Origin of the sequence: Pontibacter russatus, from assembly GCF_009931655.1 — a bacterium.
GTDB lineage: Bacteria > Bacteroidota > Bacteroidia > Cytophagales > Hymenobacteraceae > Pontibacter > Pontibacter russatus.
Window position 1 is genome coordinate 378,670 of record NZ_CP047984.1, and the last position, 23,334, is coordinate 402,003.

Below are 23,334 nucleotides of genomic sequence, written 5' to 3' on the forward strand. Positions count from 1 at the left end.
CACGCATGGCGGAATCCAGTACCTAGGAGTTGTAAACACCTCCGACAGAACAGCGCGTCCGGGACCCAGGAAAACCAAGGGCAGTGGCAAGGCTGCTTGATAAAATTCAGCTTTGCCGCTGCCTGCCATACCCGGTTATTCGGCTTCCTTCTTCCTGGGGGGGCTAATCATGATATGCGCTCCATGGGTGCCGGGGTGCATGATCCAGGGCATGGCGGGTGCCTCGGGCTTCAGCGGCAGACCGGTGCTTTCGGCGGTGGCGTAAGGTATATAGACCACATAGCGCAGGTAGCCGTCCTTCACCTCGCCGGTGGTGGGGTTTACCTGATCCTCCTCCGCCGAGTAGACAAAAAGCGTGGAGGCTTGCTTCGGCATGGGCAGCTTTCCGCTCTTGGCCTCCTGCTCCCGCGTATCGAAAATCTCCTGCGATGCTTTACCGGCTTTCCTGAGTTCACGGCCCCGGGCCATGAACGGCTCCAGTTCACGGTGGTAGCAGGAGGCGGAGAAGCCCTTTTGGTTCGGATCATCTGCCAGGCAGATCATCTCGTTAGTGCCTTTCCGCAGCTCCACCAACTCGCCCTGTTGGTTATAGCCAAGCACGGCCGCGCCTTCCCGCTTCTCTGCCGGGGCAGCCAGCACGGCGGCCTTTATCTGGGCCTCGGGTGAGGGGGCTTTGGATTGCGCCTGTGCACTAACTCCGGTAAACAGCAGGGCCGCTGTAATAACAACACTAGCCAGTGATGTATCAGATAGCAGGATTGAAGATTCTCTCATAGGATAATTCAATATTATATGAATTTAATGAATATAAAATCGATATCAAAAAATAGCGCCTGCTTTTTATCAAAGAAGACTTTGCATAAATCTCTTCCGGGATTATGGATATTAACGGACACCTGCGCCTACAGTTGCAAGCCTAGCCCCCACTCCACCACGTTGGCGGTACGCGTGTGCGCCAGCAGCATCACACTGGCCGAAACGTGCTGTGTCACATCGTATTGCAGCCCATAGCGCTGGTAATAGTCCGGGAACAGCTTTAGCGGCTGGTAGAGGTAGCGCCCCAGCTGCACCACCAGCGACAGCCGCCCCAGGTGCAGCTGGTGACCGACGGTGACGCCTGCCATCCGGGCATCCAGTTCCCCGTCCGGCACTGGCCGCCCTACATTGATAAACTCTTCCCGCAAGGCGGTGTCATAAAAGCCGTCCGCGCCCAGCAGAAGGGTGTTGGTACGGGTGAGCTTTCTGCTGCCATATACCGACAGGTTATACACCGGATGCTTGGTGTCTATCAGCAGCACCTCTTTCACGCCAGCCCCAAACCGCAGGTTCAGGTGCGTGCTTCTGTCTGTTTCCGGCGGTAAGCCTTCGGCCGGCATCCGCCGCACCGCCGCCCGCTTCTGGTAGCGCAGCCCCAGCCCCAGCAAAGGGAAGTTCATGCCATTGTTCGGCTTGTCCCAGCCGCCGTTGGAGAAGTGCCGGAATGCGAAGTTCACATTCATATAGGTGTTGCGGCTTAATGGAAACTCATACCGCAGCGTGCCGCGCAGCACGAAGGCAAGCGGATTGCCGATGGCTTTGTTTCCCTCATTTGTCTCCGGCTTATAATAGCGGGTGGAGTAGACAAGTCCTGCCCCGAGGTTAAAGCGCAGGCTGTTCTTCCGGCCCTGCACCAGTGCATTGTCCAGATAAGTAGTAAGGGAGAACGCCTCCCCCAGTTCGTCCGGCACGCCGTAGTTGTAGTAGGAAAAACCAAAGCCCAGCAGCGGGTACCGGTACTTCACCTCCCATGGCCGGTTTCCGAGCGTGTGGCGATTGGCATACGCCTCCACCCCCACCGGGTTTGTGAAACTAAGGGTTGGCAAACCGCTCTTGTACCGGAACAGGGCGCCATAATAGCCGTTCATCCCAAACGACCAGGGCGCCTTCTCCTGCGGATGTGCGTGCTGCGCACAGGCCACAGGCAGGCAGTTTATAAGCAGCAGCAGGGTAATCGCAGCAAACTTCAAGTACAAAGGCATTGGCAAACCAATAACAGCAGGAGTATATGGCCCGAATCTCAAACAATCAGGGCAAGTGCTAAGTTAGTGTTTTTGCTTGTGGAACGGGATACCTGCCATATCGTTGTTTACTGTATCCGCCGCACCGCCAGGGCTATATCGGTTGAAACAGGCACTTGCTTCATTTCAAGAGTGGCACCAGTTGCATGAGTTAGATGCGTCTCGGCGATGATTTTCCCCTGCAGGGTGTCCCAGTGCGTGACGGCATAAGCGCCTGCCGCCATATCGGGTAACAAGATGTTTACCGCTACGGGCGCTGCCTCTGCGTCCAGGGTCCTTGATTTTTTGTGTATAGTATCGGTGCGCAGCAGCCACACAACCGCCTGCTGCCGGTCGGCACAGGCAAATACAGCCACGGCTGGCTCGCATCCCTGCACCGCATTATTCAGGTTCTTCCTCCGAAAATTCTTCCAGTCGATTAGCTGCACGAAACCGGCCAGGCTTTGCTGGGCGCGGCGCATGCCGTGCGTAAGCGTGTGCGGGTGCCGGTTGGGCCAGCGCATGCCGCCGCCCGCCCCCCCGGAAGCCAGGTGCGCCCATTGCATATGCCGGAAATACTCGTCATCGAAATGCTCCGGCAAGGTCACACGCCTGTCCTTGAACAGGTGGATGGGGCCGTGCTCGCTGTCGAAGAAGGGCCGGTTGACTTGCAGGTGCCCCAGCGCCTCCCGCACCAGCCTACCCGTGACGATGGCCGAATCCACGGTGTTTTTTGGGAAGTTGATGGTGGCGGCATCGTAGAAGTGCGTGCTGGCGAAGTCGAGCTTCGGGTGCCGGAAAATCACGTCGGCCACCGCCGGGTGCTCGTCCAGCACCGGCCCGTACAGCGACACCGTCTGCGGATGGCTGCGCCCATATAGCCGTTGCTCCGTCTCCCGCAGGTGGCCACTCAACTCGTCAATAAATTCGGAGAAAACGTCTGTTCTGCCCCCGGCATGGGCCGGGTGTATCTCGTTCCAGAGGTCCCAGGCAAACAACACGCCGCTCCCGCCCCAGCGTTCGGCTGCAAAGGTCAACCTGTTCTTGATGGCCCGCAGGGTGTCGGGGCAGAGCAGCCACTCCGAGCGCTTTTTGCAGGGGCCGCCGTTTTTGTGGTTGTAGGGGTGATTTTTCCACCGGATCCACATCCAGAAGGTGTCGACGGGGGTAAGGAGGATGCGGATGTTGTATTTCGCGCAAAGCACGAAAAGGTCGTCCCAGAGCCTGACCATGTTCGGTGAGAAGCGGCCTGCAGGTTTCTCAAAATACCGGTGCTCTCCCTGCGCGTACTCCAGCATCAGCCGCAGGCAGGTAATGCCATGCCCGGCCAGCCAGGCCAGGTGCCCCTCCACCTGCTGCATGTTTTTCCGCCGGAACAGCCCCTCGAAGTCAGGCCAGGTGATGGCATCGTTCTGCCCGATGGGTGTCCAGTTCTCTCCGTTCTCTGTTATAAAATAAGGCGCATCCGGTGCCACCTGCACCCAAGGCAGGTCCCGCCCAAGCTGAGGACTGGAGGGCAAACTGCTACCCAGCGCAGCCGCTTTGCCCTCCGCTTTCTTTCTTAATGTCTCTAGCACGCAGTTTTATCTTCTATATTCTGGACCTATATGGCTGGCACAAGGGCTATAGCATTGCAGCACCCACCATTGCCAGCTAAAGCAATACGCTATACACCTGTAAAAGTAATGCGAAAAGTGCCCGAACAGCAGCTTTATTTTGCGGTTGCGGTTTAACCCGGCTATAGAGATATAGCACGCCCCTGCCCTCTCCGTAGCCAGGAAAAATCAGGTAGAAGCGCAGCAGATGAGCACTTACACACTATTATAGTCCAGTCTTCTATATATAACCTCTGGCAGCCGTCACAAATGCGGACTGTGAGGTTGGTTATATATAAGTAACTGGACAGGATCAGTCTGGTGTACAAACAGCTCCAGTCTTTTTGAAAGCGGATCATCCCGAACTTAATTTAGCAGGACTTGGAGGAAGAGAGCCCTTATCCCCTGATGTTAAGCACTTGCGGCTTTCCCACAAGGTCCTTTCAGGATGACATTACAGGAGTCTGTGCTTATAATAAGGCTGGCGATTACTGCGCAAGCGACTGTAAACGCTCCCTTTGAAGCGCATTTATATATGAAGCCAATGGCCGAAAAGACGTCTGAGAATTGTCTGGTTACTTGTAACAAGGCAAAGAGTAGCGGTGGACAGGCAGTAACATTATGCCTGGGCGAACCGTTTCAGAGCTTCGGCAGCGGTGCCTATAGAGGCAAAAGCCGGAACTTTATATATAAACTGACAACAGAGATGAACTCAACCCCTGACACTGATGCCCTTGTTCGGAGCCAGCTTGTAGAATTGCTGCAGGGCGGCTTCGCTCCCAATGTTATCCTGCTGCGCGAATTCGACTACCAAAAAGCAGGCGTAATACTGGACGGCCTGCACTTCTCTGCCTGGGTGCTGCTCGGCCACATGCAGGCCCGGCAGCGCACGCTGCTGCACTTCATGAAACACCCGGAAGAAAATACGGATATATGGCCGGACGCGCACTGGCCGGAAAACCACGTGCCGCAGAGCGCGCAGGAATGGAACAGCGCCATCGACAGCTTCGAAAGCGAACTGGCCGAGGTAATTGCGCTGGTGCAAAATCCGGAAACAGATTTATTTAAAGTCCAGGCCAACGGCAAAACCATCTCCTGGGCCACCCTAACGCTGCTGCACCACAACGGCTACCACATTGGCCAGCTTAAAACGGTGGGGCGGCAACTGGGCGTCTGGTAGAACCTCAGTACTGGTACATCGGCTGCTGTGAGGCGATGATTTCCTGCTTCAGCCGCTCAAAATCCCCGTGCGGCAATTGGTTGCAGTAGGTCATCGGCTCGTTCGGACCGGAGGGATAATTCAGGAAGCGGATCAGCGGACCGGCTATGATGTCGGCTTTCGCAGCCTGCTCCTCCGTTAGCTGGTCCATCCAGTAGCCAGACTGCCCTTTTTTGAGGTGCTTCGGGTTTTTCTTTCTGAGAGTGTCGAAGCGCACCGCCTCCTGCAGCGCCACCCGCTGCGCCTCGCTCATATCAACACCCAAATAAGCCAGCAGCCGCGCCAGCTCCTCCTGGAAATCGAGCAGAAAGCCCTCGTAAAAGCAGATATGGATGTTGTGCTGCCGGCTCAGGCGCAGGTGGTCGTACACGTGCCACACCCATTCCAGCAGCAGCTGCTCAAAGTTTTTCTCCAGGAAACGCTTCGCATCCCGCTCCTCCTGCGGATAATACTTCAGCATATAATCCGAGGTATAATATTTGGAGGCCGAGATGGCCCGGTCACGCGGGTCGCGCACGATGTATACTTTCTTGTCCACCAGACTCAGCAGTTGAGGGCTTCGCTTGCAGATGGGCGAGTGCGTCCATATATGGCCGGTCCGGGATAGATAGGCCTCGATGTCCTCCACCGGCATCCTGAAAATGCTGCTGATGCGGTAGCTGTACTGCAGGTCGGTTATGTCGAGCACGTCGATGCTGGCCTGGCTCGGGTAGTTCAGGTCCCAGGTTCTGGCCAGCTCATATATAGGCTGCCGCTGGATGAAGCTTTGGGGAGGCTGGCCGGTTTGGGTGAGGATGTGCTGGATGATCTGGTACAGCCAGAAGTTGCCGCACTTGGGTGCTCCGCCTTGCAGGATTTTCATGCTTTGATTTGTTGTTTCTGAATGCATCCTGACGGAAGGCAGCTGCCAAAGGTTTTGCAAATGGGTAACTTGTATCGTGCTTTCCCGGTACAAGGTGTGACAATAAACCCGCAGCGGCACATGCAAATTCGCAAAGAACCGAAGAACCACCTCTACCCCTTCCACTCCAAAATAAGCGCCACCCAGCGGCAGGACATGCTGCAGCAGGAACCCCGGCTTGTCTGGCTCACCGGCCTGTCGGGCTCCGGCAAAAGCACGCTGGCCCTGCGCCTCGAGCACTACCTGTTTCACAAAGGCTACAAGGTGTACCTGCTGGACGGCGACAACGTGCGCAGCGGGCTGAACAGCGACCTGGGCTTCAGCGCGGAGGACCGCCGGGAGAACGTGCGGCGCGTGAGCGAGGTGGCGCGGCTGATGCTGGACGCGGGCCTGGTGGTTATATGCGCGTTTATATCTCCCTACGCGGAAGAAAGGGAGCTGGCCAGAAAAACGGTCGGGGCTGACAGGTTCACGGAGGTATATATAAACTGCCCGCTGCACGTCTGCGAGCAGCGCGACACCAAAGGCTTGTATGCCAAGGCAAGACAAGGGCTGATTCCGGATTTCACGGGTGTCAGCGCGCCCTACGAGGCTCCGGCGGAGCCGGATGTGGAGGTGCAAACGGCAGAAGAATCTATCGAAGACTCGCTGTGCAGACTGATCGGGTTTGTGGAGCCGCGGCTGGTGGTGCGGCGGGAAAGCACCGTCAATTGCTGATACATCACAATCTACTGATCACTCAACCGCCTATCCCTAAGGCAAGCTTTTTAGAAGATAGCGACTGCGCCGGGTGTGGAGGGTAGAGGCAGAAGCGGCAGCGGGTATATGCACCGCTGCCGCTTCTGCCTATATATAAATATGAGTACGCTATTAGTTTAAAGCATAAAAATAACAATCCTTCTGGAAGTGGCACATCCCGAACTTGATTCGGGGAAACTTGGTGGAAGGAAGTTTAAGCTGACGCGGCTTGCCCACAAGAGCCTTTCAGGATGCCAAAAAAGCATGCGTTAATTCTGGTATCATACTTATGAAGAAGGAAGCTGGCATGCTGCTGATTTCCTTCTTCGGGGTCTACTTTTTCCCTTTTTGTGGCGCCTTGTAATCTTTTTCCACGTCATCCAGCAGCAGCACCCAGTCGTTGCCGGGGCCGCTGGTGGGCGGCGTGAAAGTGCGGGTGCCGGTGTTCTTGAACTCGCCGATGAAGGTGGTGGTGCCGGTGCGCGGGTCATACCAGGAGGCATTTACTTTTTTGCCGGAGATGATGCCCATGTTCACTTCTATCGGCTTGCCCGCGGTGGTATATATAAAAGCATAGTCGTCGCCCCGCGTGGCCTGAATCCGCTCCGTGCCTTCATATGCCTTCTGCACCAGCGTCTGATCGGGCACCCGCTTCAGAATGGGCCGTGAGGTTATCAGGTTTTTCACGTGCGTCATCTGGCGGGCTCCCGGCAGGTCAAGCGATTTTTTCCAGGTCATCGTCGGGCCGTTGATGCCTTCCCGGTTGGTGTCGTGCATCTGCCAGATGTTGTGGCAGCCGTAGGTATGGCCGTGGGCCCCGGCAAACAGGTCCTGGTAGGCGGAGCGGCGCACGTCCCAGGCCTCGGTATATCCCTTCTCCTTTGCATTGAAACACATTGGGTGCTCCTCGTAGATAGGCTCTCCGTCCATGGTGGGCTTGGTGGGCTTCAGGTTGTAGTCGTGCGTAATTTTGTCGTACACGTTTGCATCGCGGCAATGGCCCGTCTGGAACATATTGAAATCCAGCCACGCGTCGTTGTGGAACCAGGTGGAGGAGCCGCCCCCCTCTTTGGGCTGCGGGTGAAACGTCATCATCACTTTGCCCGGGTCCCCGTCGCCAGCTCCGGCCACAATGCCCTCGGCCATGGCCCGCCAGATGGCCTCGTCCTGCTCGTGGCGCGGCAGGCGGTCGCCGCCCAGTATCCAGATGATGGGCTTGTCTTTGTAGCGGCGCCCGATGTACGCACCATAAACCTTCGCATTCGCCGGGTTGAAAATCTCCGGCCCCACGCCCCACGAATTTTTGAAAACCTTGTCGCCCCAGGTGGGCAGCATGCCAATGGTCAGCCCCAGTTCTTCGGCCTTGTCCACGATATAGTCCACGTGCCGGAAGTAGGCATCGTTGGGTTGGGTGGGGTCTTCGTTGTGCAGCGGCAGATCGCCGTAAGGGTTGGGGTCGCGCAGGCCGTTTAGTTCTGCCAGTGCCACGGCCTGTATCACCGTGAAGCCCTTATCGGCGCGGTCTTTCAGGTAAAGGTCCGCCTCCTCGCGGTTCAGGCGGTGAAACAGTTCCCAGGCCGTGTCGCCGAGGTAGAAAAAGGGCGTGCCGTCCGCCTTCACCAGGTAGCGCTGGTTGTCGCTCACGCGCAAATGTTGCGCCTCCGTCGCGAAGGCAGCGCACAGAAAAGCTGCCATCAGGCATAGCATATACCACTTTGGAATCATATATAGATTTATTGTTTTAGGATTTGCTATATGAACAGCCCGCCTTTTAGCTATATAGCCTCTGGCAGGGTGTCCCAAAAGCTATAGGAGCCTTTGGGAAGTTACGGTTATACAGGCTCAGACACCGGCTGCATCAGAAACAATATACTTAATTCAGCGCAAGTCTCCTTCTTTTTGAAGAGTCGCATCCGATTTTCACCACTTGCTGTGCTGATGGCACACAATCAGGCTGCTGCTGAGCCTTGAATGGCCTGCAAAAAAAATTGCACAGATTTAAAGCATCCTGTAACTCCTCTTCCTATTTAACCGTAAACAGGAATGGCTAAAAGTTGAAAAGTGATTTTCAATATAAAAACGAAGGCTCTCCATCTGTGGGAGCCTTCGTTTTTATTTTCTTTTTTCCTGTGTTATCCTGCCTGCCTCGGGCTGCAGCAAGAAGCGCACTGGCAAACAATATTAGGACGCCCCTCCTATTGCTAAGCCCGCTCCTTTTTGGTTTTCCCCTTCTCCGCCTGGAAATAGAGATTGAAAGTGGTGCCTTTTCCTTCCTCGCTCTCCACCTTTATCCTACCGCCAGAATTATCCATGATGCGCTTGACTATATACAGGCCCATGCCGGTGCCGTCTACGTGCGAATGGAAGCGCTTGAAAAGCGTAAAAATTTTGGATAGGTTGTCTTCGCTCATGCCCAGGCCGTTGTCCTGCACTGTGAGGACGATCTGCTTTCCTTCCCGCTTCGTCTGGATGCGTATATGCGGCGGCCGCTCCGGGCTGCGGTAGTTAATAGCGTTCAGCACCAGGTTGTAGAGAATGCTGTAGAGATTCTTCCGGGAGAAGCTGATGCGGGGCGCCTCCTCAAAATTGACATCGAGGGAGGCCCCTGACGATTTGATATGATCCTGTATGTTGAGCTTCACATTGCCCAGCACCTCCTCAAAGAGGACCGGCTCCGCCTTCCCATCCACATCCCGCTGCACCTTGGCGATGTCTGTCAGGTCCTTAATCACGTTTTTGAAGCGGCTGATGGAGCCCTTTACCATGTCAAACAAGGGCTCTGTGGGCGTGCCCGGCAGCGGCCCCGCCTCCTCTATCTGGTCCTCCAGCAGCAGCACCAGGCCTTCGATGTTGGCCACCGGGGCCTTCAAATCGTGCGAGGCGGTATATACAAACGTGTCGAGGTCGGCATTCACGCGGAGCAGGTGCTCGTTGGTGCGCTGCAGTTTCTCCTGCGTGGCCCGCAGGTCCGAGAGGTCGATGAAAGAGCCCAGCACGCGGTACGGGATGCCGTACTCGTTGTGCATGATGTAGGCCCTGTTCGACACGTAGGCGTAGGAGCCGTTGGCACGGGCGATGCGGTACTCACAAGTCCACTGATCTTTGCCGTAGTTGATGGCGTTGTTGATGCCCTTCATCGTCTCCTCGCGATCCTCCGGGTGTACTTTCTCAAACCAGCCCTGCACCCCCTTTCCCATATCGACAGCCTGATAGCCTAGGATGGCGCCCAGGCTGTCGCTCCACCAGAGTTCATTGCTTACCAGGTTCCAGTCCCAGACCACGTCGTTTGTCGCCATCGACACCATCCTGAAGCGTTCTTCGCTGGCAGCCAGCTCCTTTGTGCGCTCCTCCACGCGGCGCTCCAGTTCATCGTTCAGCTTAATCAGGTTTTCCTCCGCTTTCTTCAGCTCCTCGTAAGCCAGCAGCATTTTTTCCTCGCTGTTTTTCTTCTCTGTGATGTCGGCCATCGTCACTGTCAGGCCGTCTCCCATCTTCACGGCAGCAACTTCGTACCATGCCCTCTGCCCGTTTATGTGCAGCTGCTGCTCTATATGCAGGGGCTGCCCCGTCTCCACCACCTGCTGGAACTTCTTCAGCAGGCCACTCTTCTTCAGGAAGCCCATCTCCTGTTGCATGCCTGAGCCAAAAAGCTCGGCATAGGGCTTCCCGATGAGTTCTTCCGCACGGCGGTTCAACAGGCTCCAGTTGAAATCGATGATTGCCTGCTGCTCGTCCCGCACCGCCACAAAAGCCATGATGCTGCTCAGGGAGCTGTTGAGCACCCCCTGCACCACGTTGGTGAGCGTCTTAAGCGTTGTAATGTCCACAAACGACAGCACCACCCCATCCTTGTTGCCGTCGCGCTTCAGGTAGGGGATAATGCGCATGAGGTAATACCTTCCCTCCTTCGTTTCCACCTCCTGTTCCACTTCGGTGGAGGTGTTGTTGACCTGCTGGATGTCTTCCATCAGGCGGTGATAACTCAGGTTGTGCGACAAGTGATGTATGGGCCTGCCGACATCCCCATCGATGATGTTGATGATGTGCTTGACGACGGGCGTGAACTTTCGGATAACGAGGTGGTGGTCCACGAAAAGCTGCCCGATGTTGGAGCTCCGTATATAGTTGTCGAGGTCCTCGTTCAGCTCCTGCAGTTCCTTTATCTTCAGCTGGTGCTCCGAGTTCACGGTGTGCAGCTCCTCGTTCAGCGACTGCATCTCCTCATTGGAACTTTGCAGCTCCTCGTTGCTCGACATCAGCTCCTCGTTGCTGGATTGTAGTTCCTCGTTGGCAGTGCTCAGGTCCTGCACCGTCAGATGGAGGCTCTCACGGGCCTCCTTCAGTTCCAGTTCCAAGGCGGCCAGCTGCTGGTAAAAATCCGCCTCCGATACCGTGGCCGCGTCAGCGGCTTTGAAAGGCGTGCTGGCTTGGCTCTGCTCCTGCAGCAACACCAGTACCACCCGCGGCAGGTTTGCCTCCGTCGGAACAGGCTTCATCGACATGTGTACCAGCAGCTCCTTTCCATTGATTTTAACGGCCACCGGACGCACCAGCACTTTCCTGTTTTGCTTCAGCGCCTTCCGGATACCCACGCTCAGCGACACGGCAAGTTCCCCGGTCACCATCTTCAGCAGGTTGAAGTGCAGTCGCTTGTCCGGGAACTTCAGAAAGCGGTTAATGTCGCCGATGCCGTGCAGGAGTTGGTAATGCTCGTCAACGTACAGCCCGGTCACTCTGAAATCCTCGGTAACGGCATCCATGAAGAAGTCGTGATACTGCCCTACAGGCGTTGCCTTTGGGGCACCTGCCCGGCTAGGCGCTGTAATGGCGGGCGTATAGTCTGAGATGCCGTAGTGCTGCCGGGCGCCATTGCTCTCCTTTATCTTGCGGAACAGCTTCCATTTCCGGTTCTCCTCTGAGAAGACGCTCTTCAGCTCACCGATGTGCTCACTGGGTCCCAGCAGCAGGTATCCCTGCATGTTGAGGGCGTAGGGGAAGAGGGACAGTACTTTCTGCTGCAGTGCGGGGTTCAGGTAGATGAGCATGTTGCGGCACGTGATCAGATCGATGCGGCTGAAGGGCGGGTCCTTCTGCAAGTCGTGCTGCGCGAAAATCACCAGCTTCCGTATCTCCTCGCTCACCGTGTAGCGTGTGCCCTTGAAGTGAAAAAAGCGCTGCAGCCGTTCTTCGGTTACGTCGCCGGCAATGGCGGCTGGGTAAACTCCCTTCGATGCCTGTGCAATGGCGCGCTTGTCTATGTCGGTGGCGAAAAGCTTCACGAGCGGCTCCCGTCCCAGCCGCTCGTAAGCCTCCCGGAAAAGGATGGCCAGCGAGTACACCTCCTCGCCGGTGCTGCAGGCGGTCACCCACACTTTTACCGGCTCGTTCTCGTCCTTCTCGGCAATTATTTTCGGTATCACCTCCTGCTCCAGCAGCTCAAACGCCTCCCGGTCCCTGAAAAACTTGGTGACATTGATGAAGAACTCCTGGCAGAGCTGCTTGATCTCGCTTTGGTTATCGTGCAAGTACTCCAGGTATTCCGACAACGTGCCCACCCCCAGATAGTCCATCCGCTTGCGGATTCTGCGGTTGATGGTGGCTTTTTTATAGTTGTTGAAGTCGGTTTGGGTATGGGCGCAAACAAGGTCCAGAATCTCATCCAGCACCTCTTCCCCGTCTCCATCGATAGGTGTGTCGACAGGCTGCCGCACCAGCGGCACTTTGCGCGTGTACTCCATTATTTCCTCCGGCATCTGCTCCGGCGGCAGCACGTAGTCGGCAAAGCCCCCCTCGATTGCGCTGCGGGGCATCCCATCGAATTTGGCAGAGGCAGGGTCCTGTACCACCACCATGCCGCCCGCCGCTTTTATGGCTTTTATGCCTTTAGTGCCGTCGGTGCCAGTGCCCGACAGCACCACTCCGATGGCATAGCGGCCCAGGTCTTTCGCCATGGACTCAAAGAACACGTCGATGGCAAAGTTGGGCTCGCGGTTGCGTTCTTTGTTATGCAGCCGCAGCCGCCCATGCTCCAGGGTAAGCTGCTTGCCGCTCGGAAGCACATACACGCAGTTGGGCCTGGTGAGCATCTTGTCCTCGGCCTCCTGCACCTGCATGCTGGTGTGCTTCGAGAGCAGCTCGGCCATCAGACTCTTGTGGTCTGGCGACAGGTGCTGAATGATGACGAAGGAGAAGCTCGAGTTATTCGGGAAATGGTCAAAAAGTAAATGAATAGCCTCCAGGCCGCCTGCAGAGGCGCCTATTCCCACAAGGTAATGATCGGAGGGTGGTGCGGGTTCCGCTTTTGTCCGCTTAGGTGCTTTCATGTTGTTCATACCTCGATGCAGGATCGGGGCTCTCAGCTATATTACTGTTCCTTGATTATTTTCTCCAGCACAGCGCTGCGCAGGGCCTCTGCCGCCTCCAGTTCCTCAGGCTGCCAGGGCGGGGAGGTGTACTTGACAATTTCTTTATAGGTTGCAAAGGAGTTGCGCGGGTGGTACGTCTTTCCGTCCGGCTCCAGTTGGATGGCGTTATTGGGGTCTCCGCCCCAGGTTACGGTTTGCAGCACCTCCGGCCTGAAACCGAGTATATACTCTCCCTGCTCCGGGTTGATGGGCAGGACGATCAGGCCGCTGGCAATGTCTTTATAATCCTTGCTGCTGGCGTACAGGTGCGGCAGGCTGTTGGTGGCCAGCAGCTTCTCTGTCTTGTTGCGTCGGAGCCATCCTTCCAGTTCTTTCAGCTCCTGCCTCCCGGGTGTCTCACCGATGGTCTGTGTAGTGCCTTCATATATAACCGCCGCCCCCGTCAGCGAGAGCAGGTGCTGCAGGTTAGTTTCGCCATTCAGAAGTCCGTGGGCTAAGCTGAGGCTGCCGTACAACTGCTCCAGCAGCTTTCCGTGTATGCCGCGCAGCTGTGCCCGCAGCAGGATGGCTTTCTCCCTCTCGCGGCTGGCCAACTGGGCTGATACAATTCCGGAAAGCAGCTCGAGGGCGGACCTAAGCTCATAGCTCGGGTTGAGGGCAGCCATGTGGTGACACGAGATGAGGCCCCAAAGGCGGTTGTCAATGATCAGGGGCAGTGACATGGAGGCCGTTATGCCCAGGTTGGCGAGGTACTCGAGGTGCACGGCCGCCACGCTGCGCAGGTTGCACTCCGTCAGATCAGTGAAACGCTGCGTCAGCGGATTCACGATCGGGATAAGGCGCACCGGATCGTAAGAGCGGGTGGGGATGAGCCGGTACGGGTTGCTGAAATACAGCTCGCGGGCCTGCTTGGGCACGTCGGAGGCCGGGAAGCGCAGGCCCATGTAGTCGTCCATGCTTTCTTGCCTTGCCTGGGCTATCACAATGCCATTCCACTGCGGGTCGAACTGGTACACCAGCACCCTGTCGAAGCCGGAGATTCTCCGTATCTCCGTCGCCGCAATGGCTGCGGTCTCTGTGGCGGTGGCAGCCTGCTTCAGCAGCGCTGTAACGTACTTTATCTGCTGGTAGAGCCCGAGGAAAGAGGGCGCGTCTGCATCGTTAAATGCTTCCAGTTCTACCAGCACATAGCTTTCCTTTGGATGCACCAGCGCGGTAAAGCTCAGGTTATTCTCTGGCGCCAGCCAGGTCAGACTCAGGGGTATCTTCTCCTGGCTGCCCTGGATTTTTAATTTGGCGCGGATGTCCTCATACTGGTCGGAGGGCAGGTACTGCGACAGAGACTGCTCCAGCAGTCCCTCCACTGGTATATTCAACTGTGTGCCCACATTCTCGCTGGCCTGCACAATGCGCAGAGTGGCTTTGTCCAGCACCAGCAGCACGCCGTGTGGCTGTATCAGGTTAACCAGGTGCAGCGGAATGCTCCCGCAGAATTCAGAATCATAGTTTTTAGCGGTGGTCAGGTTAACCGAGGCTGCTTTTTCGTCCATCAAATAAATTGCTTAGCGCACAGGCTTTTCACCTGCCAGATTTTGGTAACACATTAAATTGCAGGTATGGGAGGGATTGGTCATCATCTTAGTACGGCCTCCGGTCATCGCCACAGCACAGGGAAACCGCCAGGCAACGACCTTCTTTCAATGCCTGTACACGCTATGCACCTTAATGCGTAACACCGTTTACGGCAGAAGGCTTAGCCCAAACGCTACCAACTCAAATTTACGAGATAATCGCCATTTACCAAAAGAGCCTGAACAGGCACTGTTATATATATATTTCGTGTCTTGCTCTTCCAACCATGATCTGACTTGTACATCCTTTATATATTGCATGTTCTGATGATCACTTACAGCGATCTGTTAAGTAGCAAGTAACTCCCTTCATCAGTTAGATGAACCAGTATCCCCGTATTGCTGGCACAGTGCAAAACATAGCATTATAACAACTAAATAATCATATATAACTATAACAGAATCAACCTGCCATTTTCAAGCTCACCCTACCCCATGACAGACGAGATAAACCAACACTTCCCAAGGGCCTATAGCCGCATCGACGAGGCGACGAAAGCCTCCGGTTTTACAATGGCCTCTGATGTGCAGACCTGCACGCTGCTCCGGACGCTCGCTGCGTCCAAGCCTGCCGGTAAATTCCTGGAACTCGGGACAGGGACGGGCCTTTCCACCGCCTGGATACTGGACGGCATGGATGCTGACTCTTCCCTGCTGTCTATAGACAACGACCCCACATTTCTGAAAATCGCGCAGCGGTTTTTGGGGGACGACGAACGGCTGCAGCTGATGCTGACTGACGGAGGCGAATGGGTGGCGCACAACAGGCACCAGCGGTTCGACTATATATTCGCCGACACCTGGCACGGCAAGTACCTGCTCTTAGACGAGGTGCTGGCCATGCTGAACAAAGGCGGCTTATATATCATAGACGACATGCTGCCGCAGCCCAGTTGGCCCGACGGGCACCATGCAAAAGCGACCGGGCTTCTCGCGGAATTAGAGTCCAGGGAGGACCTGCTGCTGACAAAGCAGAACTGGGCAACGGGCATTGTCATGGCTGTCAGAAAATAATTTAAAGAGGGTATTCCTGCTCTGCCTGCATACCGGTGGCTGAACACAGAAATTTAACATTGTTGATTAAAACCAAAAGGTTTCTGTTACCTTTGATTATTCCCACTCCCAGTTACCTTATATGCCGGCAAAGAACCTCTACGCGTCTGATTTTTATAGCATCGAAATCGACACGGAGCAAAACATACTTCGATCCAGATGGCTCAGGTCGGTGAACTGTGAGGAGATGGTAACGGGTGGCACGAAGTTGTATGAGTCCTTGCTCGATACCGGGGCCGAACTCGTGGTTGCCAATGCACAGCTGCTGTGCAACCTCGACACAGAGACAAAAGAATGGATGTCTTCCGGATTTTACGAGCTGCTCTCGCTTACGAGGCTCAGGCGGATAGCCCGCGTGCTGCCCGCCAATGTGTTCAGCAAAATAGCACTCGAATCTGTGGCGACCAGGGCCGAGGCATCCGGCGCAGCGAAGTTCAGCTTCCGGAATTTTGTGGATCAACAGGAAGCGGAAAAGTGGCTGCTCTCCTGAACTTATTGCCCGAATCTCCTCCCCTATACCTCATTTTGTGCAATTCGCCACTTCCTCTCCGGTATATTGCTTAGCTGGTTGGGGCTAAAGATTAGTTTCCCGCTTTTGGCACCCCTGCCGTGCGTCCGGAAACCGTTTATCAGCTAACGAGCGCCAGCTCCACTATTCTCTTCGAGATATCCTCCCACCGCTCCTCCTGCAACAGGTGTCCCGCCTTCAGCGTGTAGAGGTGCTCAAGTTCGGCGGCCTCCATTATCTCAAACCCATACCGCCGGAACGTCAGCCCCGGATCGTCAGAGCCCCAGATGGCCTGCACCGGGTAAGGCGTGCGCTGCACGGCCTTCAGGCACAGATCCCTGAACTGAGTGGAACGGTCGAAGTTGCGCATGATTTTGAGGAAGGCCTTGCCACCGTCCTCCCGCTTCAGCAGGTCCACATAAGCGTATATTTCTTCCTTTGAAATGCGGTCGTGGTTGACGGTGCCCATGCTTTTGAACATCATGTACCAGGTGCTGTGTTGCAGCGCCGCCAGTTGCAGTTTTCCCAGCACCGGCTTTTCGAAGGGGCGCATGGGCATGGGTTTCCGGAAGTTCACCACGTCAATCCAGGTGTTCAGGATGGTGAGCGACAGGATTCTGTCGGGGTGGGTGGCCGCAAGGGCAAAGCCGATGGGGCCGCCGATGTCGTGTACCACCAGGTGATATTTGTCCAGCCCCAGTTCTTCGGCGGCCCTGGCCAGGAAGCGGGCAAAGTTGCGGAATGAGTAGTCAAAATCAACGGGTCTGTCGGCAAGTCCCAGCCCGGGCAGGTCTATGGCCACGCCCCGCAGGCCTTTCCAGGACAGGGTGCGCACCACGTTGCGGTACAGGAACGAGGAAGTGGGCACCCCGTGTACGCACAGCACCGCCTCGCCGCTGCCCTCATCCAGCGCGAAAGTCTGCACGCCGTCTACCATAAAAAATTTCCCCAAGGCTTTGTGTTGGGCTATCACCTGCTCTACAGTTTGTTTGTCTTTCATATATGGCTATATAGATTCGTGTAATTTCCAAGCTTTCTACGAAAAGGTATACTGGCTAAACTCCCCGGCCGTTGCTCCGGGAAACTATTCCGGCCATATAAACCGGATCAGGAGCATGTTTTTCAGCCTCAACCCGGCAGAAAGTATTTGCCGAAATTTCCCTGTATGCTATGTTAAAGGACATTAGTACCAAGATATAAGTGGACCATCCCGAGCATCGGGGACTCAAGACCTTTTAAGCTATATACTATTGATATTCAAGCGGTTTATGCATGAGGTTTTTTATGGATAGTGCAAGTTGATTTTGTCCATGTACTTATGTAGAATTACTTTATTTTTATTACTTCAGGGGCGGAGACTCCCGATTTTTCAGGGGTTTAAAGACCAAGCTAAACCAACACTTTACTCAAACCAAAACAGATGCATAACCCTGTGATGACACGCGTAGCCATATATGGCCTACTCATTCTGCTGTCCCTTTTCGTGCTGTTTCATTTCGCCATTCTGCTGGGCATTGTTCCGTATGGGATGGTGTGGGGTGGCAGGCTGAAGAGCCACGACCAGATGCTCTCTTTCGAGACATTTTCCATTCTGGTGAACCTCTTCATGGTGGCGGTCATTGCAGTGAGGGCTGGTTTTTTGCGCCTCCGCGTACCTGCTCTCGTACTGAAAACTGCCCTGTGGATCATGTTTGTGCTCTTCCTCCTGAACACAGCCGGGAACGCGCTCTCGACCAACGGGCTGGAGCAACTGCTGTTCACCCCAATTACGTTGCTGCTCGCTTTCTTCAGCCTCGTGCTGGCGCTGAGCAAAGAACAGAAGCCTTCCTGGAAGTAGGTCGCCAAAGCAGCGGCAAGCGCTGTACTTAGCAACCTATATATAGCATGCGGTTTCCGCGGCCATATAGGCTGCGCCGTTTCGCTTCATGAAGCCTTTCCATTAATATCCATATTTTTGCCGGGCTGTGCCTGGTGCTGTGGGGTGATAAGTTTAAACCTTGATTGCGCGGACGCGGAACACTGATTTAAAAAACTGGCTTAACAAGATGGAAAATTTGCCTGAGCTCCGGTCTGTCCAGGTCATCCGGTATGTCACGCCGCTGCGGGAGGGCGGTTCGCTGCCCGCGCTGGTGGAGGCGGACGACGAGTTTATGTATGTGCTCAAATTCAGGGGGGCCGGGCAGGGCGTGAAAGCGCTGATAGCCGAGTTGATAGGCGGTGAGGTGGCCCGCGCGGTGGGTCTGAAAGTACCAGAACTGGTGTTCGCCCAGCTCGACGAAGCCTTCGGCCGAACGGAGCCCGACGAGGAAATACAGGACCTGCTGCGGGCCAGCGAGGGACTGAACCTGGGGCTGCACTACCTCTCCGGCGCCATCACCTTCGATGCGCTGGTCACGACCGTGGATGCCACCCTCGCCTCGCAGATTGTGTGGCTGGACTGCCTGCTCACCAACGTGGACCGCACCGCGCGCAACACCAACATGCTCATCTGGCACCGGGAACTCTGGCTGATCGACCACGGCGCCTCCCTCTTCTTCCATCATTCGTGGCAGAACTGGGAGGAGCAGGCCAAAAGGCCGTTCGTGCAGGTGAAGGACCATGTGCTGCTGCCCCGCGCCACGGAAATAGCCGCCGCAGACGCCGCCTTCCGCACGATACTGACACCGGATCGCATCCGCGCCATCGTTTCCCTCATCCCGGACGAATGGCTGCTCGGCGACGCGCCTTTCGCGTCGGCGGAGGAGCACCGACAGGCCTATATATACTTCCTGGAGACACGCCTGGCCCATTCAGATAACTTTGTAAAAGAAGCGCAGCATGCAAGAAAAGCACTTATTTGAGTACGCCGTTATTCGCGTGGTGCCGTGTGTCGCGCGCGAGGAGTTTGTGAATGTGGGCGTCATATTGTACTGCTCCGCGCAAGGATTCCTGCAAACGCGCTACCACCTGAATCCGGAGCGGCTACAGGCTTTTCCCGGCAACGTGGATTTAGCTGAGTTGCAGGAGCGCCTCCAGGCCTTCGAGCGCATCTGCCAGGGCGGTGCGGCAGGCGGCACCATTGGCAGGCTGCCCCTCGCCTCGCGATTCCGCTGGCTCACCGCCACCCGCAGCACGGTGGTACAAACTTCGCCTGTGCATCCGGGGCTCTGTGTAGATGCCAGGGAAACACTCGATCGCTTATATACCCAGTTGGTGTTGTAGAGAGGAAGATTATATAACCTAAGTTGCGATTTACTCTTGTCGTTGAGAGATGACCTGCCCCTGCCCCTCGAAAAGGTAGGGACAGGGGCATGTTTCGCGTTATCAGAATTTGGGCAAGTTTATATATCGCAACTTGAGTTTATATGCTCGGTTAAAATTGCTTCTATCCTCCCTATATAGCTTTATGCTCAGGATAAAATGCAAACTGGTTACCCTGTCTCAGCCGACGCATCCACCTGGCCTGAAAAAGAGGCTTTCCGGATAACCGCGTCCTGACGCGGGTGAATCACGTCAGGCTTGTCGCGCAAAGGTGCACCGGATCTCCTGGAGAAAACTGCTTTGATTTCGGCTATAATAGACAGGGCGATTTCTTCGGAGGTTTCGGAGCCGATATCCAACCCCGTGGGACCATATAGCACCTGACGCTGCGCCTCCGTCACCGGCACTCCCTCCCCCTCCAGTTCCTCTAGCATGCGGCCCAGCTTTTTCTTCGGCCCCAGGGAGCCTATATAGGGAGGCTGCAGCGGCAGGATTTGTCGGAGCACGGCGCTGTCATAATTATAGTTGTGGGTCATCAGCACGAAGGCAGTGAGGTTGTCCGGGGATATATGGGCCAGCAGCAGCTCCGGTTTAGCCACCAGCACCCGCTTCGCCAGCGGGAAGCGTGCCGCGGTGGCGTAGTTGGCGCGGCCGTCGACCACCGTGATCTCCCAGCCCAGCACGTCGGCCAGCTGCACCAGCGGAATGGCATCGTTCCCGGCCCCCACCACCACCAGCGCGACTGGCGGCTTCAGCACCTCCACAAAGCTTGTCAGTTGCTGCCCGTCATCATATGCCACAAACGAGGAGGCGCCGGTTTGCAGCGCTTCCTTTGCCTGGGCTTCCAGCGCGGCCTGCAATGTTTTATCCGCAAGTGCATGTCCTTTTATATACCCGTTCTGCTCCATCAGGAAGCAGGTGCCCGGCTGCTCCGCCTTCCGGTGCGCCAACGAAAACAGCGTGACCAGCACCGCCGTCTGCCTGTGCCGGAGAAACGTCTTCAACAGCTGAATGGGATTAAGCGGGTTAGCGGGATCAATCGGTTCTATCAGTATCTGGATGATGCCGTTGCAGCCCAGCCCTACCCCCAGTTTGGCGTCATCCTCGTCGGTGGTGTCGTAGGTGGCGAGCAGGGCCTGCTGCCGCGCCATCACCAGGCGCGCCTTGCGTAGGGCATCCCCCTCCAGGCAGCCGCCGCTGATGGCGCCCGTCAGTTTCCCGTCGTCCGTCACCAGCATGCGGGCTCCCGGCCTGCGGTACGACGAGCCCAGCACGTGTACAACCGTTGCGAGGGCAGTTTGCCTGCCTTCGCGCTGCGCCTCGTCGTACGCTGCCACGATGTCCTGCACTTCCTTCATGTCAAGCCTGCTTCTATCTATAGGTTATATATGACTCGCTAAGTTGATAGCTTATATAGGGCATGGTGCCTCCCTGGGCGCTCTTCCTTCTCCGGCCAGGTAAATCAGGCGAATGTTCATACAGCCCCGATATCCGTGCCTCGGCCCTATCATACAAAAATAACATCTAATCAGGTATTTCCGCATGTCCGTGAAAATGAAAGATACAGCAAGGCGCGCCATATATGGGAGTAAAGATACTTCTACTTGAATTCCCCGGGTTCTCTTATCACCGCTGTGTAGCCAAGGAACAAATTCCGCCTGCCCTTGTTCATTTCTGTGAGCGGCTGCACCCTTGGCACCAGAAAACATAAGTGCCCCGGAAGCAGTAGCAAAAAGGATATAAAAAGAGCGTTTTAAATTATAATCGATTATGGAGAACGAAGATAAGCAATATGAGCTGGCCACGTTTGCGGGCGGCTGCTTCTGGTGCATGGTCAAGCCCTTCGACCAGTGGCCGGGCATCAAAAAAGTAGTGTCGGGCTATACCGGGGGAGAAATCGAAAACCCGACCTACGAGCAGGTGTGCTCCGACACCACCGGCCACTACGAAGCCGTGCAGATTACATTCGACCCCAGTGTTATCTCCTACAAGGAACTGCTGGAGGTTTTCTGGCAGCAGGTGGACCCGACCGACACGGGCGGCCAGTTCGGCGACCGCGGCTCCTCTTACCGGACGGCGATTTTCTACCACTCCGACGAGCAGAAGCAGCAGGCGGAGGAGTCGAAAAGGGAAATGAACGAGAACGGGCCCTTCTCCCAACCCATCGTGACGCCCATTCTGCCGGCCAAACCTTTCTACCCCGCCGAGGAATACCACCAGGACTACTACAAAAAGAACCCATCGCACTACCAGCGGTATCATGTGGGCTCGGGCAGGGCGGGCTTTATACAGAGGCACTGGCAGAAGTAATTTATATACAAAGCACCACTTTGCAGAAGGCAGCCATTCCTGGCGGATGGCTGCCTTCTTTTTTGATTTATGGAACTGCTTCACGGCCATTGATACTGCATTCGTTCCCCAAACCTATATATGTCTTCTCCGGCTCCCACTGCCCGGCCCGAACTCCGGTTTCGCAATTCTTGATTTTATTGAGTAGCTTCGCTGTGCCTATATATCAGTTACCCCACCGACATGCAGCATTGGGAGCTCCTGCTATTCTTCTTTGCCATCGCCTTTATATATGCCTCCGTCGGCTTCGGCGGCGGCTCCAGCTACCTCGCCATTCTTGCCCTGTACGCCCTGCCATTTAAGGAACTGCGGCTGATTGCCCTGCTCTGCAACATTGTGGTGGTAACGGGGGGCACCATCCTGTTTGTGCAGAACAACCACGTGAACTGGCGAAAGATACTGCCTCTGGTGCTGGCCAGCGTGCCCATGGCTTTTGTGGGCGCCACCCTCCGGATTGAGCAGCGCACGTTCTTTATCCTGCTGGGCTGCAGCCTGCTGGTAGCCGCCGTGCTGCTCTGGACGAGCAAAAAGAACCGGGACATAAACGCTGTTGTTCTCGCGAACCGGAAATCATATATAAAAGATAGTGTGTTAGGCGGCGGCATCGGGTTTTTGTCGGGCATGCTGGGCATTGGCGGCGGCATTTTCCTCTCGCCCTTGCTGAACCTGATGATGTGGGACAACTCCAGGAAAATAGCGGCCACCGCCAGCGTCTTCATCCTGGTAAACTCCCTCTCGGGCATTGCGGGGCAACTGCTGCAGTTGCCGCCAGAAATTAATTATACACGCATTCTGTTATTATGCGTGGCGGTGTTTGCCGGAGGGCAACTGGGCTCTCGGATGGCCATCATGAAATTTAACCCGCTCATGATCCGGCGCATGACGGCCGCGCTTATTTTTGTGGCGGGCATCGAGGTGCTCTATAAACACTTGGGTTGATAAATAGAACATGATATGAAACTGAATGTACTGGCCTTCGGGATTGCGAAAGATATATTCGGCGCTTCGGCTGTGGAGGTAGAGGTGGCAAACGAAGCAACGGTTGCCAGCCTGAAAGAAACGCTGGAGGAACAATACCCGCGCCTGAAGCAGCTGACTTCCTTTATGGTAGCGGTGAACAACGAGTACGCCGGGGCCGACGATGCTTTACAGCACCGCGACGAAATCGCCATCATTCCGCCCGTGAGCGGGGGGTAAAGACAGCTGCACATGATAGATATAAAAATAACGGCAGAGCCTCTGGATATACCGGCCTGTATCGATTGGGTGATGTCGCCGCAAAGCGGGGGCATCGACGTGTTTATCGGCACGGTGCGCGATGCCACCAAAGGCAAGCCGGTGGTGCGCCTGGAGTTTGAGGCCTACGTGCCGATGGCGCTGAGCGAGACGCGCAAGCTGGCGGAGCGGGCGATGGCGGAGTGGCCGCTGCACAAAGTGCTTCTCCACCACCGCACCGGCGTGCTGCCCATCGGCGATGTGCCCGTGGTGATTGCCGTCTCGGCCGCGCACCGCGCCGCCGCTTTCGAGGCCTGCCGCTTCCTCATCGACACGCTGAAGCAAACGGTGCCCATCTGGAAAAAAGAGATTTTTGAAGACGGCGAGGTGTGGGTCGCCGCGCACCCCTAGCTATACTGCCAACCCGGCAGCAGCTATATATAAACTGTATCGGGGAGTTTATATATACCGCTCCAGCGCCATA

The 23,334-nt window shown here is 55.8% G+C and carries 20 protein-coding genes; 11 read left to right on the top strand and 9 right to left on the bottom strand.

The annotated features are described in order from the left end of the window. Positions 1-135: 135 nt before the first annotated feature. The 3 genes from GSQ62_RS01605 to GSQ62_RS01615 form a co-directional block, all read right to left on the bottom strand. Positions 136-774, bottom strand: a complete 639-nt coding sequence (locus GSQ62_RS01605; RefSeq protein ID WP_237586895.1) for a hypothetical protein — start codon at positions 772-774, stop codon at positions 136-138. Positions 775-902: 128 nt separating this feature from the next. Next, entirely contained in the window at positions 903-2,012 is a 1,110-nt protein-coding gene (locus tag GSQ62_RS01610) for an acyloxyacyl hydrolase (protein WP_161887885.1), read from the bottom strand. A 113-nt stretch (positions 2,013-2,125) separates the two neighbouring features. After that, positions 2,126-3,613 carry a glycoside hydrolase 5 family protein gene (locus GSQ62_RS01615; protein WP_237586896.1) on the bottom strand — a complete coding sequence of 496 codons (1,488 nt, stop codon included), beginning with the start codon at positions 3,611-3,613 and terminating at the stop codon, positions 2,126-2,128. Positions 3,614-4,337: 724 nt separating this feature from the next. On the opposite strand from GSQ62_RS01615, the gene GSQ62_RS01620 reads away from it, so the two are divergent. Continuing rightward, positions 4,338-4,811, top strand: a complete 474-nt coding sequence (locus GSQ62_RS01620; RefSeq protein ID WP_161887886.1) for a hypothetical protein — start codon at positions 4,338-4,340, stop codon at positions 4,809-4,811. 4 nt (positions 4,812-4,815) lie between these two features. Here the strand turns inward: GSQ62_RS01620 and GSQ62_RS01625 are convergent, their stop codons facing one another. Further along, positions 4,816-5,712, bottom strand: a complete 897-nt coding sequence (locus GSQ62_RS01625; RefSeq protein ID WP_161887887.1) for a sulfotransferase domain-containing protein — start codon at positions 5,710-5,712, stop codon at positions 4,816-4,818. A 120-nt stretch (positions 5,713-5,832) separates the two neighbouring features. Between GSQ62_RS01625 and cysC the strand changes: the two genes are divergently transcribed. Further along, positions 5,833-6,468 carry an adenylyl-sulfate kinase gene (cysC, locus tag GSQ62_RS01630; protein WP_161887888.1) on the top strand — a complete coding sequence of 212 codons (636 nt, stop codon included), beginning with the start codon at positions 5,833-5,835 and terminating at the stop codon, positions 6,466-6,468. 354 nt (positions 6,469-6,822) lie between these two features. Here cysC and GSQ62_RS01635 read toward each other — a convergent pair whose 3' ends face one another. The 3 genes from GSQ62_RS01635 to GSQ62_RS01645 form a co-directional block, all read right to left on the bottom strand. Beyond that, complete coding sequence (locus tag GSQ62_RS01635; protein WP_161887889.1) at positions 6,823-8,214, bottom strand: glycoside hydrolase family 140 protein; 1,392 nt, start codon at positions 8,212-8,214, stop codon at positions 6,823-6,825. 476 nt (positions 8,215-8,690) lie between these two features. Beyond that, positions 8,691-12,812 carry a chemotaxis protein CheB gene (locus tag GSQ62_RS01640; RefSeq protein ID WP_161887890.1) on the bottom strand — a complete coding sequence of 1,374 codons (4,122 nt, stop codon included), beginning with the start codon at positions 12,810-12,812 and terminating at the stop codon, positions 8,691-8,693. Between the two features lie 41 nt (positions 12,813-12,853). Then, positions 12,854-14,404, bottom strand: a complete 1,551-nt coding sequence (locus tag GSQ62_RS01645; protein ID WP_161887891.1) for a GAF domain-containing protein — start codon at positions 14,402-14,404, stop codon at positions 12,854-12,856. Between the two features lie 516 nt (positions 14,405-14,920). On the opposite strand from GSQ62_RS01645, the gene GSQ62_RS01650 reads away from it, so the two are divergent. Together GSQ62_RS01650 and GSQ62_RS01655 are read left to right on the top strand one after the other, a co-directional pair. Next, complete coding sequence (locus tag GSQ62_RS01650; RefSeq protein ID WP_161887892.1) at positions 14,921-15,499, top strand: O-methyltransferase; 579 nt, start codon at positions 14,921-14,923, stop codon at positions 15,497-15,499. Positions 15,500-15,620: 121 nt separating this feature from the next. Next, positions 15,621-16,028: a hypothetical protein gene (locus tag GSQ62_RS01655; RefSeq protein ID WP_161887893.1), complete on the top strand. Its 408-nt coding sequence runs from the start codon at positions 15,621-15,623 to the stop codon at positions 16,026-16,028. Between the two features lie 139 nt (positions 16,029-16,167). On the opposite strand, the gene GSQ62_RS01660 is transcribed toward GSQ62_RS01655, so the two are convergent. Then, the gene (locus GSQ62_RS01660) at positions 16,168-17,046 is read right to left on the bottom strand and encodes an alpha/beta fold hydrolase (protein ID WP_161887894.1); all 879 of its coding nucleotides are present in this window, start codon (positions 17,044-17,046) and stop codon (positions 16,168-16,170) included. Between the two features lie 420 nt (positions 17,047-17,466). Between GSQ62_RS01660 and GSQ62_RS01665 the strand changes: the two genes are divergently transcribed. The 3 genes from GSQ62_RS01665 (at position 17,467) to GSQ62_RS01675 (ending at position 19,247) form a co-directional block, all read left to right on the top strand. Then, a complete protein-coding gene (locus GSQ62_RS01665; protein ID WP_161887895.1) occupies positions 17,467-17,883 on the top strand; it encodes a hypothetical protein in 417 nt (138 codons plus the stop codon). A 208-nt stretch (positions 17,884-18,091) separates the two neighbouring features. After that, on the top strand, positions 18,092-18,886 hold the full coding sequence (locus GSQ62_RS01670; protein WP_161887896.1) for a HipA family kinase: 795 nt from the start codon (positions 18,092-18,094) through the stop codon (positions 18,884-18,886). Beyond that, positions 18,864-19,247 (top strand): DUF3037 domain-containing protein, encoded by a 384-nt coding sequence (locus GSQ62_RS01675; protein WP_161887897.1) that lies wholly within the window; start codon positions 18,864-18,866, stop codon positions 19,245-19,247. Before GSQ62_RS01670 ends, GSQ62_RS01675 begins: the two co-directional genes overlap by 23 nt. A 209-nt stretch (positions 19,248-19,456) precedes the next feature. Here the strand turns inward: GSQ62_RS01675 and GSQ62_RS01680 are convergent, their stop codons facing one another. After that, the gene (locus GSQ62_RS01680) at positions 19,457-20,644 is read right to left on the bottom strand and encodes an XdhC family protein (protein ID WP_161887898.1); all 1,188 of its coding nucleotides are present in this window, start codon (positions 20,642-20,644) and stop codon (positions 19,457-19,459) included. A 412-nt stretch (positions 20,645-21,056) separates the two neighbouring features. On the opposite strand from GSQ62_RS01680, the gene msrA reads away from it, so the two are divergent. The 4 genes from msrA (at position 21,057) to GSQ62_RS01700 (ending at position 23,261) form a co-directional block, all read left to right on the top strand. Next, a complete protein-coding gene (gene msrA / locus GSQ62_RS01685; RefSeq protein ID WP_161887899.1) occupies positions 21,057-21,596 on the top strand; it encodes a peptide-methionine (S)-S-oxide reductase MsrA in 540 nt (179 codons plus the stop codon). 222 nt (positions 21,597-21,818) lie between these two features. Beyond that, positions 21,819-22,574, top strand: a complete 756-nt coding sequence (locus GSQ62_RS01690; protein WP_161887900.1) for a sulfite exporter TauE/SafE family protein — start codon at positions 21,819-21,821, stop codon at positions 22,572-22,574. A gap of 15 nt (positions 22,575-22,589) precedes the next feature. Continuing rightward, complete coding sequence (gene moaD / locus GSQ62_RS01695) at positions 22,590-22,832, top strand: molybdopterin converting factor subunit 1 (RefSeq protein WP_161887901.1); 243 nt, start codon at positions 22,590-22,592, stop codon at positions 22,830-22,832. A gap of 12 nt (positions 22,833-22,844) precedes the next feature. Beyond that, positions 22,845-23,261: a molybdenum cofactor biosynthesis protein MoaE gene (locus GSQ62_RS01700; RefSeq protein ID WP_161887902.1), complete on the top strand. Its 417-nt coding sequence runs from the start codon at positions 22,845-22,847 to the stop codon at positions 23,259-23,261. The last annotated feature ends 73 nt before the right edge of the window (positions 23,262-23,334 follow it).

Excerpts from the sequence above, each read along its gene's own strand:
- GSQ62_RS01700 (WP_161887902.1), top strand. The coding sequence starts at position 22,845 with ATGATAGATATAAAAATAACGGCAGAGCCTCTGGATATACCGGCCTGT.
- msrA (WP_161887899.1), top strand. The coding sequence starts at position 21,057 with ATGGAGAACGAAGATAAGCAATATGAGCTGGCCACGTTTGCGGGCGGC.
- GSQ62_RS01625 (WP_161887887.1), bottom strand. The coding sequence starts at position 5,712 with ATGAAAATCCTGCAAGGCGGAGCACCCAAGTGCGGCAACTTCTGGCTG.
- GSQ62_RS01680 (WP_161887898.1), bottom strand. The coding sequence starts at position 20,644 with ATGAAGGAAGTGCAGGACATCGTGGCAGCGTACGACGAGGCGCAGCGC.
- GSQ62_RS01645 (WP_161887891.1), bottom strand. The coding sequence starts at position 14,404 with ATGGACGAAAAAGCAGCCTCGGTTAACCTGACCACCGCTAAAAACTAT.
- GSQ62_RS01650 (WP_161887892.1), top strand. The coding sequence starts at position 14,921 with ATGACAGACGAGATAAACCAACACTTCCCAAGGGCCTATAGCCGCATC.
- GSQ62_RS01670 (WP_161887896.1), top strand. The coding sequence starts at position 18,092 with ATGGAAAATTTGCCTGAGCTCCGGTCTGTCCAGGTCATCCGGTATGTC.
- moaD (WP_161887901.1), top strand. The coding sequence starts at position 22,590 with ATGAAACTGAATGTACTGGCCTTCGGGATTGCGAAAGATATATTCGGC.
- GSQ62_RS01675 (WP_161887897.1), top strand. The coding sequence starts at position 18,864 with ATGCAAGAAAAGCACTTATTTGAGTACGCCGTTATTCGCGTGGTGCCG.
- GSQ62_RS01605 (WP_237586895.1), bottom strand. The coding sequence starts at position 774 with ATGAGAGAATCTTCAATCCTGCTATCTGATACATCACTGGCTAGTGTT.
- GSQ62_RS01640 (WP_161887890.1), bottom strand. The coding sequence starts at position 12,812 with ATGAAAGCACCTAAGCGGACAAAAGCGGAACCCGCACCACCCTCCGAT.
- cysC (WP_161887888.1), top strand. The coding sequence starts at position 5,833 with ATGCAAATTCGCAAAGAACCGAAGAACCACCTCTACCCCTTCCACTCC.
- GSQ62_RS01620 (WP_161887886.1), top strand. The coding sequence starts at position 4,338 with ATGAACTCAACCCCTGACACTGATGCCCTTGTTCGGAGCCAGCTTGTA.
- GSQ62_RS01660 (WP_161887894.1), bottom strand. The coding sequence starts at position 17,046 with ATGAAAGACAAACAAACTGTAGAGCAGGTGATAGCCCAACACAAAGCC.
- GSQ62_RS01690 (WP_161887900.1), top strand. The coding sequence starts at position 21,819 with ATGCAGCATTGGGAGCTCCTGCTATTCTTCTTTGCCATCGCCTTTATA.
- GSQ62_RS01655 (WP_161887893.1), top strand. The coding sequence starts at position 15,621 with ATGCCGGCAAAGAACCTCTACGCGTCTGATTTTTATAGCATCGAAATC.
- GSQ62_RS01665 (WP_161887895.1), top strand. The coding sequence starts at position 17,467 with ATGCATAACCCTGTGATGACACGCGTAGCCATATATGGCCTACTCATT.
- GSQ62_RS01635 (WP_161887889.1), bottom strand. The coding sequence starts at position 8,214 with ATGATTCCAAAGTGGTATATGCTATGCCTGATGGCAGCTTTTCTGTGC.